16 protein-coding genes and 1 other annotated feature are annotated in these 17,831 nt (G+C 37.2%); of the genes, 15 read left to right on the top strand and 1 reads right to left on the bottom strand.

Annotated features, from left to right (window positions below; all coding sequences use genetic code 11):
- Window position 1 precedes the first annotated feature (1 nt).
- The 4 genes from FNLLGLLA_RS04535 to FNLLGLLA_RS04550 are packed head-to-tail and all read left to right on the top strand — an operon-like array spanning window position 2 to window position 3,415.
- A complete protein-coding gene (locus FNLLGLLA_RS04535) occupies window positions 2-1,048 on the top strand; it encodes a SufB/SufD family protein (RefSeq protein ID WP_008714047.1) in 1,047 nt (348 codons plus the stop codon).
- A gap of 12 nt (window positions 1,049-1,060) precedes the next feature.
- Window positions 1,061-2,290, top strand: a complete 1,230-nt coding sequence (locus tag FNLLGLLA_RS04540) for a SufS family cysteine desulfurase (RefSeq protein WP_004696029.1) — start codon at window positions 1,061-1,063, stop codon at window positions 2,288-2,290.
- Window positions 2,291-2,304: 14 nt separating this feature from the next.
- Window positions 2,305-2,730 (top strand): Fe-S cluster assembly sulfur transfer protein SufU, encoded by a 426-nt coding sequence (sufU, locus tag FNLLGLLA_RS04545; RefSeq protein ID WP_004696027.1) that lies wholly within the window; start codon window positions 2,305-2,307, stop codon window positions 2,728-2,730.
- A gap of 1 nt (window position 2,731) precedes the next feature.
- Entirely contained in the window at window positions 2,732-3,415 is a 684-nt protein-coding gene (locus FNLLGLLA_RS04550) for an HAD hydrolase-like protein (protein WP_004696982.1), read from the top strand.
- Between the two features lie 80 nt (window positions 3,416-3,495).
- Here the strand turns inward: FNLLGLLA_RS04550 and FNLLGLLA_RS04555 are convergent, their stop codons facing one another.
- Complete coding sequence (locus tag FNLLGLLA_RS04555; protein ID WP_004696023.1) at window positions 3,496-4,002, bottom strand: S-adenosylmethionine decarboxylase family protein; 507 nt, start codon at window positions 4,000-4,002, stop codon at window positions 3,496-3,498.
- Between the two features lie 213 nt (window positions 4,003-4,215).
- On the opposite strand from FNLLGLLA_RS04555, the gene FNLLGLLA_RS04560 reads away from it, so the two are divergent.
- The 11 genes from FNLLGLLA_RS04560 to FNLLGLLA_RS04610 all read left to right on the top strand — a co-directional run bounded on the left by FNLLGLLA_RS04560 (window position 4,216) and on the right by FNLLGLLA_RS04610 (window position 17,830).
- Complete coding sequence (locus FNLLGLLA_RS04560) at window positions 4,216-4,695, top strand: CtsR family transcriptional regulator (protein WP_004696020.1); 480 nt, start codon at window positions 4,216-4,218, stop codon at window positions 4,693-4,695.
- A 6-nt stretch (window positions 4,696-4,701) separates the two neighbouring features.
- Entirely contained in the window at window positions 4,702-5,241 is a 540-nt protein-coding gene (locus FNLLGLLA_RS04565; RefSeq protein ID WP_123137905.1) for a UvrB/UvrC motif-containing protein, read from the top strand.
- A 9-nt stretch (window positions 5,242-5,250) separates the two neighbouring features.
- A complete protein-coding gene (locus FNLLGLLA_RS04570) occupies window positions 5,251-6,312 on the top strand; it encodes a protein arginine kinase (protein WP_123137906.1) in 1,062 nt (353 codons plus the stop codon).
- 234 nt (window positions 6,313-6,546) lie between these two features.
- On the top strand, window positions 6,547-8,994 hold the full coding sequence (locus tag FNLLGLLA_RS04575) for an ATP-dependent Clp protease ATP-binding subunit (protein WP_123137907.1): 2,448 nt from the start codon (window positions 6,547-6,549) through the stop codon (window positions 8,992-8,994).
- Window positions 8,995-9,157: 163 nt separating this feature from the next.
- Window positions 9,158-10,531: a DNA repair protein RadA gene (radA, locus tag FNLLGLLA_RS04580; RefSeq protein WP_004697141.1), complete on the top strand. Its 1,374-nt coding sequence runs from the start codon at window positions 9,158-9,160 to the stop codon at window positions 10,529-10,531.
- 15 nt (window positions 10,532-10,546) lie between these two features.
- Window positions 10,547-11,698 carry a PIN/TRAM domain-containing protein gene (locus tag FNLLGLLA_RS04585; protein ID WP_004696009.1) on the top strand — a complete coding sequence of 384 codons (1,152 nt, stop codon included), beginning with the start codon at window positions 10,547-10,549 and terminating at the stop codon, window positions 11,696-11,698.
- Window positions 11,682-12,857 carry a bifunctional 2-C-methyl-D-erythritol 4-phosphate cytidylyltransferase/2-C-methyl-D-erythritol 2,4-cyclodiphosphate synthase gene (locus FNLLGLLA_RS04590; protein WP_077708469.1) on the top strand — a complete coding sequence of 392 codons (1,176 nt, stop codon included), beginning with the start codon at window positions 11,682-11,684 and terminating at the stop codon, window positions 12,855-12,857. Before FNLLGLLA_RS04585 ends, FNLLGLLA_RS04590 begins: the two co-directional genes overlap by 17 nt.
- A 2-nt stretch (window positions 12,858-12,859) precedes the next feature.
- Window positions 12,860-14,329 carry a glutamate--tRNA ligase gene (gene gltX, locus FNLLGLLA_RS04595; RefSeq protein WP_123137908.1) on the top strand — a complete coding sequence of 490 codons (1,470 nt, stop codon included), beginning with the start codon at window positions 12,860-12,862 and terminating at the stop codon, window positions 14,327-14,329.
- 136 nt (window positions 14,330-14,465) lie between these two features.
- On the top strand, window positions 14,466-15,419 hold the full coding sequence (locus FNLLGLLA_RS04600) for a bile acid:sodium symporter family protein (protein WP_230949586.1): 954 nt from the start codon (window positions 14,466-14,468) through the stop codon (window positions 15,417-15,419).
- Window positions 15,420-15,659: 240 nt separating this feature from the next.
- Window positions 15,660-15,866: a binding site (T-box leader), on the top strand.
- 49 nt (window positions 15,867-15,915) lie between these two features.
- Window positions 15,916-17,364 (top strand): cysteine--tRNA ligase, encoded by a 1,449-nt coding sequence (cysS, locus tag FNLLGLLA_RS04605; protein WP_123137909.1) that lies wholly within the window; start codon window positions 15,916-15,918, stop codon window positions 17,362-17,364.
- A complete protein-coding gene (locus FNLLGLLA_RS04610; RefSeq protein WP_123137910.1) occupies window positions 17,354-17,830 on the top strand; it encodes a Mini-ribonuclease 3 in 477 nt (158 codons plus the stop codon). Before cysS ends, FNLLGLLA_RS04610 begins: the two co-directional genes overlap by 11 nt.
- Window position 17,831 lies beyond the last annotated feature (1 nt).

Genomic DNA, 17,831 nt, shown 5'->3' on the forward strand with positions numbered 1-17,831 from the left:
TATGAGCGAATTACTATTTAATGAACTCCCTAGACCGACATTCAGATGGTTGCGCGTTAATCATACTGTAAGCTCTCTAGCTGGAGAAGATACAGCGGTACAATCCATCGCTGTGGAAGCTAATAAAAATATACTTTCACCATTACCTGTTGGTACAGCATTACTAGATGGTAATTATGAAGGTGCTAATAAAGAAGCTGTTCATGTATTAGTTGAAAAAGCGGAAGGCTATGCTATCAATGTGCCTCCTAAGGCGAAAGAAGTTGTAGGCATCCGCATTGATGCTAATGCTCGTGTAGCAAACCGTTTCCAATTTATCGTTGGTGAAGGTGCTGAGCTAGAAGTACAATTCTATGTAACTGGTTCTGGCGATGCATTGACAAATGTTAGCTATTTAAACGAATACGATGTGAAAGAAGCTGGTAAGGTTGTAGTAAAAAAGGTAAATCTTTTGCCTGAACATGTACAGCATATCGAGCATCGATACACTAAATTAGAAGAAAAAGCAGATGTAGAATACATCAATATTGAAATTGGTGGCAGTGAAAACATCTTGAATTACTATCATGATTTAGTAGGTCAAGAATCCCGTATGGTTCATGACATTGCTTATCTTGGTAATAAAGAGCAAAAATTTGATATTTCTATGGTTATGAGTCATGGTGGTAAAAAATCATTTAGTGATATTCATACCTTAGGTGCTCTTAGTGGCAATTCTAAAAAATCCTTCAGAGGGACCCTTGATTTCCTTAATGGAGCAACAGCTTCTGAAGGTGCAGAAGAAGATACTTGCTTATTGTTAGATCCAACTGTAAAATCTGTTTCGTTACCACTTTTATTGTGTAAAGAAGATAATGTAGTTGGTAATCATGCAGCAAGTGCAGGCCAAATTGATCATAATAAATTGTTCTATATCATGAGCCGTGGCTTTAGTGAGGTAGAGGCAAAACATATCATTGTTGAATCTATGATTCGACCTATTATTGATCGCATTGGTGATGAAACGATTGAAGAAGCAGCGTTAGCAGCTGTACGTAATAAAATTTAAAGAGGCGTTTTTATGAGACCAATTGCAGAAGCATACAAAGACTTTCCTATATTACATAAAGAGCATAATGGGCATCGTGTTATCTATTTAGATAGCGGTGCTACTGCTCAAATTCCACAGTCCGTAATTGACCGTGTTGTGGAACATATGACACAACGTAATGGTAACCCACATCGTGGTTCTCATATTTTAGCCATTGAAGCATCTGAAGACTATGAAAATGCACGGGATCGCGTAGTTGAATTTATCAATGCTCGCGAACGAGAAGAGGTTATATTTACACGTAATAGTACGGAGTCAATGAACTTGATTGCCCACAGCTATGGCCTTCATAATGTGAAAAAAGGTGACAAGATTGTCATTACTGTTGCTGAACATCATGCGAATCTTGTAACATGGCAATATGTGGCAGAACAGACGGGGGCAACCTTAGAATACATGTATCTTGATGAACATGGGCACTTAAAAGATGGTGAAATCAATAAAATTGATGAAAAGACTAAAATTGTTGCTTTCGCTCATGTTAGTAACGTGCTTGGTATGGAATTCCCAGTAAAAGAATTAACTGAGAAGGCTCACTCTGTAGGTGCTATTGTTGTTCTAGACGGTGCTCAATCTACACCTCATAAAAAAATTGACGTACAAGCATTGGATTGCGATTTCTTCGTATTCTCTGGCCATAAAATGTGTGCATCTCAAGGGATTGGTGTACTATACGGTAAACGTGATTTATTAGAAACTATGCCTCCATTCCTATTGGGTGGCGATATGATTGAGTATGTAAAAGAGCAAACTGCTACATTCAATGAGCTTCCATATAAGTTTGAGGCAGGTACTCCAAATGCTGATGGTGCCGTTTCCTTGCATGCAGCTATTGACTATTTGGAATCCTTTGGAATGGATGCTATAGAAGCCTATGAAGAGGAGTTAGTAGCTTATATTCTTCCTAAGATTGTTGAATTGCCACATGTCCATGTTATTGGTTCTCAGAATCCTAAGGAAAAACATGGCGTTATTGCGTTCACTGTAGATGATGTACATCCTCATGATGTAGCTACAATTTTGGATTCTAAGGGAATCTGCGTTCGTTCCGGTCACCATTGTGCACAACCATTAGGTGCGTTCTACAATGTATCTGCATCTACTCGTTTAAGTATGTACTTATACACTCGCAAGGAAGATTTAGATGCATTCCTTGAAGTATTAAAGACTGTTCGTTCAGTAATGGGTTTTAAAGATTAGGAGAATTACCACTAATGGAAATGGATCAATTATATACGGAACTTATTTTGGAACATAACCAAGATAAACGTAATAAGCATGAATTATCTGAATTTACAAATTCTGAACATGGACATAACCCTAGTTGTGGTGATGATCTAACATTACAACTCAATGTAGTAGATGGTATCATTAAAGATGCTGCATATACAGGTTCTGGCTGTGCTATTAGCCAAGCATCTGCATCTATGATGATTGATATCATTAAGGGCAAATCTGTTGAGGAAGCACTTCGTTTAGTAGAAATTTTCTTGGGTATGATTAAAAAAGAGATTACCGATGAAAATGAGTTAGAAGAATTAGAAGATGCTATGGCTCTACAAAATATTTCTAATATGCCAGCACGTGTAAAATGTGCAGTTCTTGCATGGCATACATTGAAAGAGGCTTTAAAGAAATAATATGAAGAAAACGATATTATTTGATTTAGATGGAACCTTAACTGACTCTCAAGAAGGTATTCTTAAAAGCATTAAATTTGCATTGGAACATTTCGGTTATACTGTACCTGATGAAGAAACATTACAATTGTTCTTAGGACCACCATTGGTAGATGCTTTCCAAGAACATTGTGGTTTGACCTTTGAGCAAGCGGAAGAAACATACTTTAAATTCCGTGAACGTTATGGTACCATCGGTAAATTTGAAAATAAAGTATATCCGAATATTGTAGACTTATTGGCTAAATGCAAAACTGAACAATATACTATAGCTGTAGCTACTGCAAAACCAGAACATTATGCTAAAGATATTCTTGATCACTTTGAATTGACACCATACTTTGATGTTATTGTTGGTGCTAATTACGAAGCGGGATTGTTACACAAAAAAGAAATTCTTGAAAAAGCTCTCACACTATGTGGTAACCCATTAACTGATGAAAATGGTCGTCGATTGACATTCATGGTTGGAGATCGTAAGTACGATGTAGAAGCAGCTAATGAACTTGGCTGTATCTCCATTGGCGTTACCTATGGTTATGGTACGGAATCTGAGTTAAAAGAAGCGGATGCCGAATATATCTGTGACGATGTTGATGAAATTGCTGATGTTCTCAATCTTGAAGAAATGATGGTTCGTAGATAAGCTATATAAATAGAATTACATATCAACCCAAATAAAAAGCTAGAGGAAATCCTCTAGCTTTTTTGCATCTTCATTTTATGTTATTTTTTTAGGCCACTTTTTTTAGCTAATGTTTTGATAACCTTAGCACTTTGTTTTTTCAACTTGCCCCCTGTTTGTTTGAGTTGGATACGTGTACGAGAAACACGACCAAGTGTAGTAATCTTAGTTTTGCGACGTGGCTTCATATCACGTTCGTTACCAAAGTCGCCACGTTGCACACTCGTTGCCTTTACTTTTTCAGCTCTAAAAGATTTACGTAGGGCTTTCATAATTAATGTAAGTGGTAATGTTTGCTCGAAGGAATACAAATCAACTGCTACATAACCAAGTGCAGGATATGTGTGCAATGTAAAGTGAAAACCTGGTGCGACAGAAAGGAGGGCGATTTCCTCGTCCATAACTTGACAACTGATTTCATCTACATCAAGTTCAGCTAAGTCAAATGCGGTTGCTACACTTTCCTGTACAGCTGTAGCGGATGAAATTGCGTCTTCATCGCAGGAATATAAATCAATTAACAGTTCTTGTCCTAATGCTTCTGCCATAACAACACCTTCCTTCAGAAAATAATATCTCATTTATTATACATAGATTTAAGGATTAAGTCCAATTATATGAGAATACATTAAAAGTCAAACGTTATTTTTATAAAATTTGACTTTTATATTGACTAAGGTCAAAAAGTCAAATATAATAGAGTTATGTTAAAGAACAAATAGTCAAAACTATAGTAAATAAACTTTAAAGGGGTGTTTTTTATGAGTATGATAGCTGATAAAATAGAAAAATTTATATTAGACCGTATGCGTGAAGAACAAGAAAAGCTAATTTTAAAGCGTAATGAATTGGCTGATGAATTAGATTGTGCGCCATCCCAAATTAGTTACGTATTAAGTACGCGTTTTTCTAATGAGCGCGGTTTCGATGTTGAGTCAAGACGTGGCTTGGGTGGATATATTCGAATCAAAAAAATTAACCCAGAAAGTTCAGATTCTTTACCTGCTGTTACAACTTATCGGATTTATGAAGGTCCAAATACGGTAGAACGATTAATTGATATGCGAGATGTAGATCAATCATTATTTCAATTATTACAATCTGAAAAGATTACCCGTCGTGAAGCTCAATTGATGCATAATTCTTTTGCTACATTAATTGAAAATGTAGACGTAGAAGAACGTAATGATGCTGTTCGTCAATTATATGCATCAATGGTGGACACTTTGCGGAAGGAGTGATGATTTGTGTTATGTGATCATTGCCATAAAAATGAAGCTACTATCCATATGACTAATATCATAAATAATCAAAAGACTGAGCAACATCTTTGCAGTAGTTGTGCCACCAAGTTACAACAAGCTGGGAAATTATCTCCTTATAGTTCTTTTATGAATGATATGTGGGATAATAACTTTTTTACTAATGATTTTTTTAAGAATATGGTGTATCCAGATAACTTATTAAAAGCTCATCAATCTAAGAGCTGCCCTCAGTGTGGTATTACTTATGATGAATTCAATCGGGTAGGTAAGTTTGGCTGTGGTCAATGTTATGAGACTTTTAATAGTGAAATAAATCCATTATTAGAACGAATACAAGGTAGTTCTGAGTATGAAGGGACTATACCTAGTCGTGGTACTAATGTATTTAAAGCAAAGTATGAAGTAAAGCAATTGCGCCGCCAATTAGATACAGCTATTCAAGCTGAAAACTTTGAAGAAGCTGCAATTTTGAGAGATAAAATTAAAAATCTAGAAGTTATCATTGATGGTGATAACGAATAGGAGGTTCTTATGTTAGATACTATATTGGACTCTCCGCTAAGTCAGTGGCTGTGTCAGGATACAGAGGCGACAGACCACATTGTAATTTCAAGTCGTATACGATTGGCGAGAAATTTTGATGATATATTGTTTACGAATCGTGAAGATACAGTTTCCTTAGAAAAAGTGAATACAATCTCTCGAGGCCTATTGCCAATATTAAAAAAGGCTGATGAGCACCAATATACAAATATTAGCCTTGAGCAATTAAGTCAACGTGAGCGTGCTGTCTTAGTTGAAAAGCATTTAATGAGTCCTGCTTTAGAGGAACAATTACCGTATCGTAATTTGATTGTATCTGATGATGCTTCTATCGCAATTATGGTAAATGAAGAAGATCATTTACGTATTCAATCTATGGCTCCAGGACTTAAATTGCAACAAGCTTATAATCATGCGGTTCAAATTGATAAAGCTATCGAAGCAAAATACCCTTATGCCTTTGATGAGCGATTTGGTTATTTAACTGCTTGCCCCACTAATGTGGGTACAGGTTTACGGGCCTCTGTTATGTTACATTTACCCGCATTGACGTTATCTGGTCGTATTACGAGACTCATTCGTAACATAATACAACTAGGTTACTCTGTACGAGGGTTGTATGGGGAAGGTTCCGAAGCTTTAGGTTGTATTTACCAGATTTCTAATCAACGAACGATGGGTATTAGTGAAGAAGCAACTATTGAGCAATTGATTAAAATCGTAGAAGGAATTATTGCAGAAGAACGAAAGTCTCGGCAATCTTTATTACACAACGATAAAGAAGGTTTGGAAGATATACTTTGGCGATCCTATGGAATTTTACAATATGCACGACGTGTAAGCGGTAAAGAGGCACTTAGTAAGCTTAGCGACATTCAATTAGGTGTAGATTTAGAAATATTACCATTCTGGGGTAAAGATACTTTTAATGAGCTTGTTGCTATAACTAGACCAAACTTCCTCTCTAAATACTTAGGTAGTGAAAATTTGACAGATACCGATCGCGACAGCTATCGTGCAAAGGTGATACGTCAAAAACTTTCAAATTAATATAAATACATAAATAATTAATGCATGATTATTTATTTTGTATAGATTGATTTATATAATTTTCTTAGTTTACCGTTAAGAGATTTGTAAAAAATAGTAAATATTAATACTAGATAGCATAATAGATTAATAGAGTTTAATAATATTTTTGATATTCCAATGGTTATTTCACCATTGTTTATATATATTTGAAAAGAAATAATTACAATTTACATAGATAGATGAGGTGATATTATGATGCAACGGTTTACAGACGATGCACAGCGTGTTCTTTCGTTAGCTCAAGAGGCTGCTTTGGAGTTAGGACATGACTATGTTGGTACTGAACACGTACTCATTGGCCTTACAAAGGTTAAAAATGGTGTAGCAGCTAAAGCTTTAGAAGAGCTTGGCCTTGTTACAGAAGATATTTTTGAAGCTGTAGAAGAACATGTAGGACGTGGTAATAAAAAGGCAACGTCAATATATATGACACCTCGCGTTAAACATGTACTTGAGCTTGCCATTCAAGTAGCAAATCAAATGAATCACAATTACGTTGGTACTGAGCATATTCTATTGGGCCTACTTAGCGATGGTAGCGGTGTTGCAGTTGCTATTTTACGAGCTATGAATATACGTAGTAATGATGTAGTAGAAGCAATTCGTAGTATTCTTGGCTCGAATAAAGGTAGCAATAATGGTGGTCAAGAGGGAATAAATAGCAATAATGATTTAGGTGAGCTGTCAGATTTTGCAACTGATCTTAATGAGTCTGCTAAACAAGGTAAGATTGATCCTGTTATTGGCCGCGATACGGAGATTCAACGAGTCATTCAAATTCTCAGCCGTAGAACTAAAAATAATCCTGTTCTTATTGGTGAACCAGGTGTAGGTAAAACAGCTATTGCCGAAGGCTTGGCACAGCGTATTGTGACTGATAATGTACCGGAGATTTTACGTAATAAACGCATTATTTCTCTTAGTATTGGTTCTATGTTAGCGGGTGCCAAGTACCGTGGTGAATTTGAAGAACGGTTAAAAAAAGCCATTGATGAAGTACAACAACATGATGATATGATTATCTTTATAGATGAAATTCATACATTGGTTGGGGCAGGTGCTACTGAAGGCGCTATGGATGCAGCTAATATCTTAAAGCCTGCTTTGGCACGAGGTGAATTCCAAGTTATCGGTGCCACAACACTTGATGAATATAAGAAATATATAGAAAAAGATGCTGCTTTAGAGCGTCGTTTTCAACCCGTTCAAGTAGGAGAGCCTAACGAAGAGGATGCTCTTGAAATTTTAAAGGGATTAAGAGATCGGTATGAAGCTTTCCATAAGGCTAAGATTACAGATGAGGCATTAACAGCAGCTGTGTCTTTATCTAGCCGATATATTACAGATCGATTCTTACCTGATAAGGCTATCGATGTAGTCGATGAAGCTGCATCTAAGGTTCGTATGAAAGTATTTTCTTCAGCACCTGATGTTAAAGCATTAGAGGATCGCCTCAATACAGTTAAGAAAGAAAAAGAAGCTGCGGTTACGTCTCAAGATTTCGAAAAGGCTGCAAAGCTTCGCGATGAAGAACAATTACTATTAAAAGAAATTGGTGATAAAAAATCTATTGCTAAAGAAAAAAGCGATCAAAAGTTAATAGTAACAGAGGAAGACATAGCTGCTGTAGTAGCGCAATGGACAGGCATTCCAGTGGCTAAAATTGCAGAAGAAGAGTCTGCAACCTTACTACATTTGGAAGAAGAACTTCATAAACGCGTAGTAGGTCAAGATGAGGCTGTTACTGCTGTAGCTAAAGCTGTACGCCGTGCAAGGGCTGGATTAAAAGACCCAAAACGGCCTATTGGTTCATTCTTGTTCCTTGGGCCAACTGGTGTAGGGAAAACTGAGCTAGCAAGAGCGCTTGCATCCTCCTTGTTCGGCGATGAATCTGCTATGATTCGACTTGATATGTCTGAATATATGGAAAAACATACTGTGTCTCGCTTAGTCGGTGCCCCTCCAGGTTACGTAGGCTATGAAGAAGGTGGACAATTAACAGATGCGGTACGTCGCAAACCATATAGCGTTATCCTCCTCGATGAAGTGGAAAAGGCACATGCAGATTTCTTTAATATTTTGTTACAAGTTCTTGATGATGGTCGTCTTACTGATAGTCAAGGAAGAACTGTAGATTTCAGAAATACAGTTATTATTATGACAAGTAACTTAGGTGCTAAAGCTTTACATAAAAACTCTCCAGAACTTGGTTTCTTAGCGGCTAAAAAATCTGATTTCAATGTAGATGAAAATAAAGAAATTGAGTTTAAAGAGGCTAAGAAGTCAGTAATGGATGCGGTGAAACGTCATTTTAGACCTGAGTTTTTAAACCGTATTGATGAAATGATTGTATTCCATCCATTAACAGAAGAGGACTTAAAAGAAATTGTAACTATCTTGATGAGTGATGTTACAAAACGCCTTGAAGCGCGTGATTTACAATTAGAAATCTCTCCTGAGGCTATGCATTTACTTGTTAAGGAGGGCTCTGATTTCACAATGGGGGCTCGACCATTAAAACGTGCTATTCAACGTTTAATTGAGGACCCAGTGTCCGATCTTATTTTGAAAGGAGATGCAAAAGAAGGTAAAATTATTAAAGCAGATGCAAAGGATAACGATCTTGTTGTATCAATATGATAAAAATACAAATTATACAGTTGATGACTACCTTTCATATAAAAAATATAAGTTAAATGGTATACTATAAAATGATGATAGTTAACCATGTAGTAAAATTATGCATAAAAGGTCATGAATGGTTATCATTCATGACCTTTCTTTTTAAATGTATTGAGGTGTTATGGCAAAAGCAAAATCTGTATTCTTTTGTCAAAATTGTGGGGCTGAATCCTCTAAGTGGATGGGCCGTTGTCCACAATGTGGAGAATGGAATACATTAGTTGAAGAAATAATTAAAGAAACTAAACATAGTCGAACACCTTCTCGAGGTGTTGGAAATCAAACGGCGAAGCCTACCGCCTTGCCAGATATCGAAATTTCTTCTATTGCACGCGTATCTACAACCTTTGGTGAAATTGACCGTGTATTAGGTGGGGGCATAGTGCCTGGTGCTCTAATGCTTTTAGGTGGTGATCCTGGTATTGGTAAATCTACTCTGTTACTACAAGTATCCCAGAAGGTAGCCGATACAGTAGGAGCAGTTCTTTATGCATCTGGTGAAGAGTCTCAGTTACAACTTAAACTTCGAGCAGAACGACTGCATATTAATAGTGAACGGTTACAAGTTATTGCAGATACTGATCTAGATCATATATTGGAGCAAGCTGAAGCAATGACTCCTTCCTTACTAGTCATTGACTCTATACAAACTATGTATACTGGAGATATAGATGCTGCGCCAGGCAGTGTTAGTCAAGTTCGTGAATGCACATCTCGCCTACTTCGCTTCTGTAAAGAACGAAATATACCTACTGTAATCATTGGCCATGTAACAAAGGAAGGCAATATTGCAGGGCCTCGTATGTTAGAGCATATGGTAGATGTAGTGCTTTACTTTGAAGGGGAGCGTTCTTATCAATTCCGTATATTACGGTCCATTAAAAACCGTTTTGGATCTACATCAGAAACAGGCATTTTTGCTATGGTAGAGGAAGGGTTACAGGAATTGTCCAATCCGTCTGCTTCTCTTTTAGCCGAGCGTTCCGATGAAGAAAGCGGCAGTGCTGTTATGATTTACCTCGAAGGGGTTCGCCCCATCTTGGTAGAGGTACAAAGCTTGGTCGTTACTACGGCTTTTGGTATGCCTAGACGTACGGCGATTGGTTATGATCTTAACCGGTTAATCGTATTATTAGCAGTCTTAGAAAAACGCTGTGGCTTTACATTAGGTAATAAAGACGTGTATGTAAATGTTATCGGTGGTCTCAAGGTAAATGAACCTGCTTGTGATTTATCTATGGCGGTTGCCATTGTGTCAAATCTGAAAAATCGAATCGTTCCAACAGATATGGTAATTTTAGGTGAAGTAGGCTTAACTGGTAATGTTCGCAGTATTCCTCGCATTGAACAGCGTATAAATGAAGCCAAGAAATTAGGTTTTAAAAAGTTTATTATTCCTGAAGGCAACTATAAACAAATTAAGGATAATGATAGTTCTATCAAAATTAAAGGTGTCAAATCTATACAAGAGGCGATGCAACTCGTATTTTCATAATTAGGAGGTGATTTCATGATTTATCGGATTTTACGCTATGTAATAGCCATTTTAGTAGGTACAGCAGCCTACGTGGGAATGGATAGCTTAGCACCTATTATTGACCCATATTTGGTTTCTCAATTTGAATCTTTTGGGGACATGTCGTTAACAATTGCACGTATTGCAGTATTAATCGTAGGTACTCTATTAGGCCTTGTTATTGGTTATCTGATTTCATCATTTATTCTGAAACAAGGTTTAGTAATTGCTAAAAGATTAGAGCGTATTCTTACTCATATTCCAAATCAAGAATTGATTGCAGGCACCATCGGTTTATTATTCGGCCTTATTATTGCAAATCTAATTGGTGTTGCATTCAATCAAGTACCTATTATAGGACCTTATATTCCTATAATTTTGAGTGCTATTTTTGGATATAGTGGACTTAAAATCATGGCTCGTAAAGGACCCGAAATGTACAATAATTACGTACAACAATGGGGAGGAGATAGCACTAAAAAAACAAGTCGTTTTAAAATGTTTTCAACTCATAAATTAGATAAATCCTCTAGTACGCCAAAATTACTAGATACTTCAGTTATCATTGACGGTCGTATCAAAGAACTATGTGCTACGGGCTTCATTGAAGGCCCTCTTATGGTGCCACTATTTGTATTAAATGAGTTACAGGTAATTTCTGACTCTGCGGATGCTACGAAACGCAACCGTGGTCGACGTGGCCTTGATATTTTGAAGGATATGCAAGATGCCAATAAGGTAGCTATAGAAGTTGTTGAAGATGATTATGATGATCTTGTAGAGGTTGATTCAAAACTTATGCGACTTGCTTTAGATAAGCAGTGGAAATTGATGACTAATGACTTTAACTTGAATAAGGTGGCTCGTGTACAAGGTATTGAAGTGCTTAACCTTAATGAATTGGCAAATGTATTAAAACCTGCTCTAATCGCTGGAGAATGGATTCGCGTTCAAATCATGAAAGAAGGTAAGGAAGTACACCAAGGTGTGGCTTATCTCGACGATGGCACGATGATTGTCGTAGAGGATGGTAAGCCTTATGTTGGTCAAAATGTAGAGGTTATGGTTACATCCATATTACAAACGAGTGCAGGACGGATGATTTTTGCTCGTGTAGATGGAGGACAAAATGGGCAAGGCAATTAGTTGTATCGTTCTCGCTGCAGGTGCTGGTCGCCGTATGGGATACAAAGAAAATAAGATATTTATTCCTTTAGGGGGACATTCTATTATTCAACGTACCATACAAAATGTAGAAAAGATTGAAGGTTTAAAAGAAATTATTCTTGTTGTAGCTGAAGGCGAACAAGAATATATGTCTAACCATATTCAAGGGTTGGATTTGCATATTCCTGTAAAGATAGTATTTGGTGGAAGAGAACGTCAAGATTCTGTGGCATATGGTCTCAAAGCTGTATCAGAAGATAGTAATATTGTGCTAGTTCATGATGGAGCGCGTCCATTAGCATCAACTAAACTGTTTGATTCTGTTGTTAGGGCCGCAATAGAATATAGAGCTGCTACTGTAGGTGTCCCTGCTACGGATACGATTAAACGGGTTAATACAGAGCATACCGTAATAGAAACCTTGAAACGCAGTGAGTTATACCAAATTCAAACACCACAAGGCTTTCAAAAAGATCTATTTAAAGAGGCCCATCAAAAGGCTCATGACGAAAAATATTTAGGCACTGATGATGTGTCCCTCGTCGAGTATTTAGGTAAGCCTGTACATATAGTAAGTGGAGACTATTGTAATATTAAGGTGACCACACCTAATGATATTGCAGTAGCAAAACGATATTTAGGAATTGAGGATAAGCGTATGCGCGTTGGATTTGGTTATGATATTCATCAATTAAAAGCAGGGCGTCCTTGTATCTTAGGTGGTGTTCATATCGAGTCTGACCTTGGTCCTGATGGTCACTCCGATGCAGATGTTCTCATTCATGCATTGATGGATGCCATGCTAGGTGCCGCTGGTTTACGGGATATTGGATACTATTTTCCACCTGAAGACGACCAGTATAAAGGGATTTCTAGCATGCTTTTACTAGAAAAAGTAAATTTCTTATTGAAAGAACGTGGGTTACAAGCCTATAATATTGATATTATGGTTATTTCTGAGACACCTAAATTAAAACCTCACATCGATATGATGAAGTCTAATTTACAGTCTATTTTAGAGATACCATTAGATCGTATTAGTATTAAAGCGACAACAAATGAAATGCTAGGGGCTATTGGTCGCCGCGAAGGCATTGCTGCACAAGCTGTCGTTTCTGTATATGAAGGAGAGATTTAATCATGAGTTCCATGAAAGTTCGTTTTGCTCCAAGCCCTACGGGTCCATTCCATATTGGTGGTGCTCGTTCTGCTTTATTTAACTGGTTATTAGCACGTAAGGAAAAAGGCACATTTGTATTGCGCATTGAAGATACAGATTTAGCTCGTTCTACACGTGAAAGTGAAGAGAATATTAAAGCTTCCTTACAATGGCTTGGCATGAACTGGGATGAAGGCATTGATGTAGGTGGTAATAATGGTCCTTACCGTCAAACAGAACGTCTTGATTTATATAAAGAAGTAACACAACGCTTATTGGATGAAGGTAAAGCTTATGAGTGTTACTGCACACCTGAAGAGTTAGATGCGGTGCGTCAAGATCAAATGGATCGTGGGGAAACACCAAAATACAACGGTCATTGTGAACACTTAGATGAAGAGACAAAGGCTAAATACATTGCTGAAGGTCGTAAACCTACAATTCGTTTGCGTGTACCGTTGAATAAAACATACGCTTTTGATGATATGGTACGTGGGCATGTATCCTTTGAGTCCAATGGTGTAGGTGACTTCGTTATCGTTAAATCCGATGGTATTCCTGTATATAACTTTGCTGTAGTAATGGACGATCATATGATGGGGATTACTCACGTTATTCGTGCAGAGGAACATCTATCCAATACACCTCGCCAAATGGCTATCTATGAAGCTCTTGGTTGGGAGGTCCCTAAGTTTGGTCATATTTCTTTGATTCTTGGTAAAGATTACAAAAAAATGTCCAAACGTCATGGTGCTACCTCTGTTGAACAATACAAACAATTAGGGTACTTGCCAGAAGCACTTGTAAACTTCTTGGCACTTCTTGGTTGGGCTCCTGAAGGTGAAGAAGAATTCTTCACACAAGATGAATTAATTCAGGCTTTCTCTATGGATCGGGTAGCGAAAAATCCTGCTGTGTTTGATATTGATAAATTGAACCATATAAATTTCCACTATATGAAGAATTTGAGTGATGAAGAGTTATTCCATCTTTGTTTACCGCATTTGAAAGAGGTTGGTTTAGCTCCAGATAGCTTGAATCAAGCTGATATTGATTGGTTGGCATTATTATGCTCTACATTCCGTGATCATATTAGCTATGGTGCTCAAATTAAAGATCATGTAGGCTTGTTTATGGGCGAAACAGTATTCCTTGAAGAGGGGCATGAAGAGGAGTTGCGTGCTGTATTGAATGAAGAAACAGCTCCAACAGTTCTCGGCGCTTTCCGGAATGCATTGGCTGAACTTGATGAAATTACACCTGAAGTTGTAAAAGCAACAATCAAGGCCGTAATGAAAGAAACCTCTTTAAAAGGTAAATTCGTATTTATGCCAATCCGTGTAGCTTTAACAGGTCAAATGCATGGTCCGGATTTGAATAATATTGTTACATTACTTGGTAAAGAAAAGTGCTTACATCGTTTAGATAATGTAGGTGCATTAACAAAATAAATTTGATCAATTAATCAAAGGAGTTCACGTAACAAGTGTTATGTGAACTCCTTTTGTATGTGTTGTTAATATTCTATAGAAATGCTATAATAATCGGCGTATTAAATTTTGATTTATTATGAAAGCGAGTGTTTTTATGAGTGTTATTCGTTCTATTAATCACTTATTCAATAGTTATCTATCCTGGATAGTACTATTGATGGCTGTTTTAGCATATATGCTACCTGCAGTATTTTCTTGGATGACTCCATATATTGCTTACATGCTACAGTTTGTTATGTTTGCGATGGGGTTAACATTAACGGCTCAAGTCTTTATTGATGTATTTAAGCAACCAATGAAGGTTATTCTCGTATCCGTAATCCAATTCTTATGGATGCCATTGGCAGGTTTCTTAGTAGCCTTAGCATTTAATTTTCCTCCAGAAGTTGGGATTGGTTTTATCTTGTTGGGTGCATGTCCTGGTGGTACTGCTTCTAATGTAATGACCTTCCTTGCAAATGGTAATGTTCCCTTATCCGTATCAGCAACAACTGTATCCACATTATTGGCACCTATTTTAACGCCTTTATTTGTCGTATTATATGCAGGTGCAACATCTTCTATTGAAATTCAATTTATGCCAATGTTTATATCCATTGTAAAAATCGTGTTAGTACCAATTATTTTGGGGATTGTATTGAATTACTTTATTGGCGCAAAAATTGAACCTGTAAAATCTGTATGTCCAACCATTGCAGCTATCGCGGTATTGCTTATCTTGGCAGCTGTAACTGCAGTTAACCAAAAGCAAATTGCCGAAACTGGTTTCATTATTTTTGTAGCGTGTTTAGTACAAAATTTGAGTGGTTATGTTGTGACATACTTTATATGTAAAGCTCTTAGTATTGATGTGTCTTCTCGTCGTGCTATGCAAATCGAAGTGGCTATGCAAAATTCTGCATTATCCGTATCTTTAGCACTAAAACACTTTACACCACAAGCTGCGGTAGCAGGTGCAGTATTCTCCATTATTCATAACTTTACAGGATCTATTTTTGCCGGTATTTGCCGTAAACATGATGATCAAGATAAATTAGAAAATGCTTAATATTAATTGATTTGATGTAATGACATTATTATTACTTGTGTGCTATAAAAGCTATTGTTATGAATGATAATAGTAATTTAATATTCTGATTATATATCCTCATCTTTCTAATTAAGCTATTTAAAATACCTATGTATGATATGTGAATAGCTGCCTATGAAAGATGGGGATCTTTCTTGTAAATATTGACATTCTATAGCTTTATTGGTAAAATATTTTTATATATGAATATAGATTATTTTAATAGCTGAGACTGAAAGAAGTACTCTACAACTAACTTTTTAGCGAGAACCGATGGTGGGAGGGTTCATGGATAGGTAGATGAAATGCATTCACGAGCTGACACTCCGATTATAGGTAGGTTTGTCCGGCGACGCACCGTTATGCGATGAGTGGGTATCGCTATTGGTACCTAACAGAGTGGAACCGCGGACCATCGTCTCTGTATGAGATGAGAGGTCTTTTTTATTTTACAAAATTGGAGGCATCGGTAACGATGAGAGAAATTACTGTTTATAATACTATGACGCGCCAAAAAGAGGTTTTTAATCCTGTAACACCAGGTGAGGCAAAAATGTACGTATGTGGTGTCACACCATACAATCATCCTCATATTGGCAATGCTCGTCCTTTTGTGACTTGGGACGTAATTCGTCGCTATATGAAACATGTAGGCTATAAAGTAACCTATGTACAAAACTTTACTGATGTGGATGATAAAATCATCAATACTTCTAATGGTGAAGGCGTCTCTTGGGATACCATTGCAAATCGTTATATCGATAGTTATTTTGAAGTAATGGATGCATTAGGTGTACAACGGGCTGATATGTATCCACGTGTATCTACGCATATTGATGATATCATTGCTATGATTAAAACATTGATTGACAAGGGCTACGCCTATGAACTCGATGGCGATGTATATTATAGTGTGGAGAAATTTGAACATTACGGTGAGTTATCTGGTCGTACATTAGACGATATGGAGGCAGGCGCACGTATTGAAGTAGATGGTCGTAAGAAGAATCCTATGGACTTTGCTTTGTGGAAAGCAGCAAAACCTGGTGAACCTTATTGGGAAAGCCCATGGGGGAATGGTCGTCCAGGCTGGCACATTGAATGTTCTGCTATGAGCCAAAAATATTTAGGCACAGAATTTGACTTCCACGGTGGTGGTAGCGATTTGATTTTCCCTCATCATGAAAATGAAATTGCTCAATCAGAAGGTTGCTCTGGTCAACATCCAGCAGTGCGCTACTGGTTGCACAATGGTTTTATCACTATTAACTCTGAAAAAATGTCTAAGTCCTTGAATAATTTCTTCTTGGTAAAAGATATTTTAGAACAATATAGTCCTGATGCATTGCGTTATTTCTTATTGAGCACGCATTACCGTAGCCCATTAGATTTCTCTGATGAGCGTCTAGAAGAAGCTAATAAATCTTTGGAACGGTTAAGCACAGCTATTGAAAACCTTCTTTACCTTGAAAAATGTGAGCCAGGCTCATGTGATGAAGCTCAACGCTTATTAGAAAAAGCGAAAGCATACGAAGAAGAATTTGAGGATGCTATGAGTGATGATTTCAACACTGCTCTAGCAACTTCTAGTATGTTCGGTCTTGCAAAAGAAATTAATATCTACTATCAAGCTGTAACAAGTAGAGAAGGCGTTGTTTGCCAAGAGGCAATTGCTGAAGTGAAACGAATCTTCAAATTTATGACAGATGTTATTGGTGTTCTTGAAAAAGCTTGGGAAGGCAATACGGGTGCTAATGCTGCTGAATACGAAGAATTAATGCAAGTTATTCTTTCTGTACGTCAAGCTTGTCGGGACCAAAAGCAATGGGCATTAGCTGATTGTATTCGCGATCGATTAGCTGAGATTGGTATTACTATTGAGGACTCCCCTCAAGGTGCACGGTGGAAAAAACGTGAAGTTTAAACAATTTCAATTCTTAAAGAATGAAGCGATAAAAAAACTGACGGCTCTTGAAGAAGAGCCGCTTCGTTTGCGTAATCGGACTATAGAAGAGTGCCTAAGTGCTGATGCAGTTATGCTAGCTTATATCGGCGATGCAGTATACTCCATGTATGTACGCGAACGAGTAGTGCAAATGAATATCACAAAGGTACAGGTATTGCATACAATTGTTACTGAATTTATTTGTGCTAAATCACAGGCGAAAGTATTGCTAGAAATAGAAGATGCTTTCACAGAAGAGGAACAAGCTATTGCACGCCGTGCTAGAAATAGTAATGTAAACGTGCCTAAAAGTAGTACTGTTCAAGAATATCGCAGTAGTACGGCCTTTGAAGCAGTACTAGGATTTCTTTATGAAACGCGCCAAGAAGACCGCTTACAGCATATCTTGGGGCAAGCCTTTTCTATAACTCTACGAGGTATGTAGT

Origin of the sequence: Veillonella parvula (assembly GCF_902810435.1) — a bacterium.
Taxonomy (GTDB): Bacteria; Bacillota; Negativicutes; order Veillonellales; family Veillonellaceae; genus Veillonella.

What these genes read in the sequence shown, in the direction of transcription:
- FNLLGLLA_RS04535 (WP_008714047.1), top strand. Translation starts at nt 2, where the DNA reads ATGAGCGAATTACTATTTAATGAACTCCCTAGACCGACATTCAGATGG.
- FNLLGLLA_RS04540 (WP_004696029.1), top strand. Translation starts at nt 1,061, where the DNA reads ATGAGACCAATTGCAGAAGCATACAAAGACTTTCCTATATTACATAAA.
- sufU (WP_004696027.1), top strand. Translation starts at nt 2,305, where the DNA reads ATGGAAATGGATCAATTATATACGGAACTTATTTTGGAACATAACCAA.
- FNLLGLLA_RS04550 (WP_004696982.1), top strand. Translation starts at nt 2,732, where the DNA reads ATGAAGAAAACGATATTATTTGATTTAGATGGAACCTTAACTGACTCT.
- FNLLGLLA_RS04555 (WP_004696023.1), bottom strand. Translation starts at nt 4,002, where the DNA reads ATGGCAGAAGCATTAGGACAAGAACTGTTAATTGATTTATATTCCTGC.
- FNLLGLLA_RS04560 (WP_004696020.1), top strand. Translation starts at nt 4,216, where the DNA reads ATGAGTATGATAGCTGATAAAATAGAAAAATTTATATTAGACCGTATG.
- FNLLGLLA_RS04570 (WP_123137906.1), top strand. Translation starts at nt 5,251, where the DNA reads ATGTTAGATACTATATTGGACTCTCCGCTAAGTCAGTGGCTGTGTCAG.
- FNLLGLLA_RS04575 (WP_123137907.1), top strand. Translation starts at nt 6,547, where the DNA reads ATGATGCAACGGTTTACAGACGATGCACAGCGTGTTCTTTCGTTAGCT.
- radA (WP_004697141.1), top strand. Translation starts at nt 9,158, where the DNA reads ATGGCAAAAGCAAAATCTGTATTCTTTTGTCAAAATTGTGGGGCTGAA.
- FNLLGLLA_RS04585 (WP_004696009.1), top strand. Translation starts at nt 10,547, where the DNA reads ATGATTTATCGGATTTTACGCTATGTAATAGCCATTTTAGTAGGTACA.
- FNLLGLLA_RS04590 (WP_077708469.1), top strand. Translation starts at nt 11,682, where the DNA reads ATGGGCAAGGCAATTAGTTGTATCGTTCTCGCTGCAGGTGCTGGTCGC.
- gltX (WP_123137908.1), top strand. Translation starts at nt 12,860, where the DNA reads ATGAGTTCCATGAAAGTTCGTTTTGCTCCAAGCCCTACGGGTCCATTC.
- FNLLGLLA_RS04600 (WP_230949586.1), top strand. Translation starts at nt 14,466, where the DNA reads ATGAGTGTTATTCGTTCTATTAATCACTTATTCAATAGTTATCTATCC.
- cysS (WP_123137909.1), top strand. Translation starts at nt 15,916, where the DNA reads ATGAGAGAAATTACTGTTTATAATACTATGACGCGCCAAAAAGAGGTT.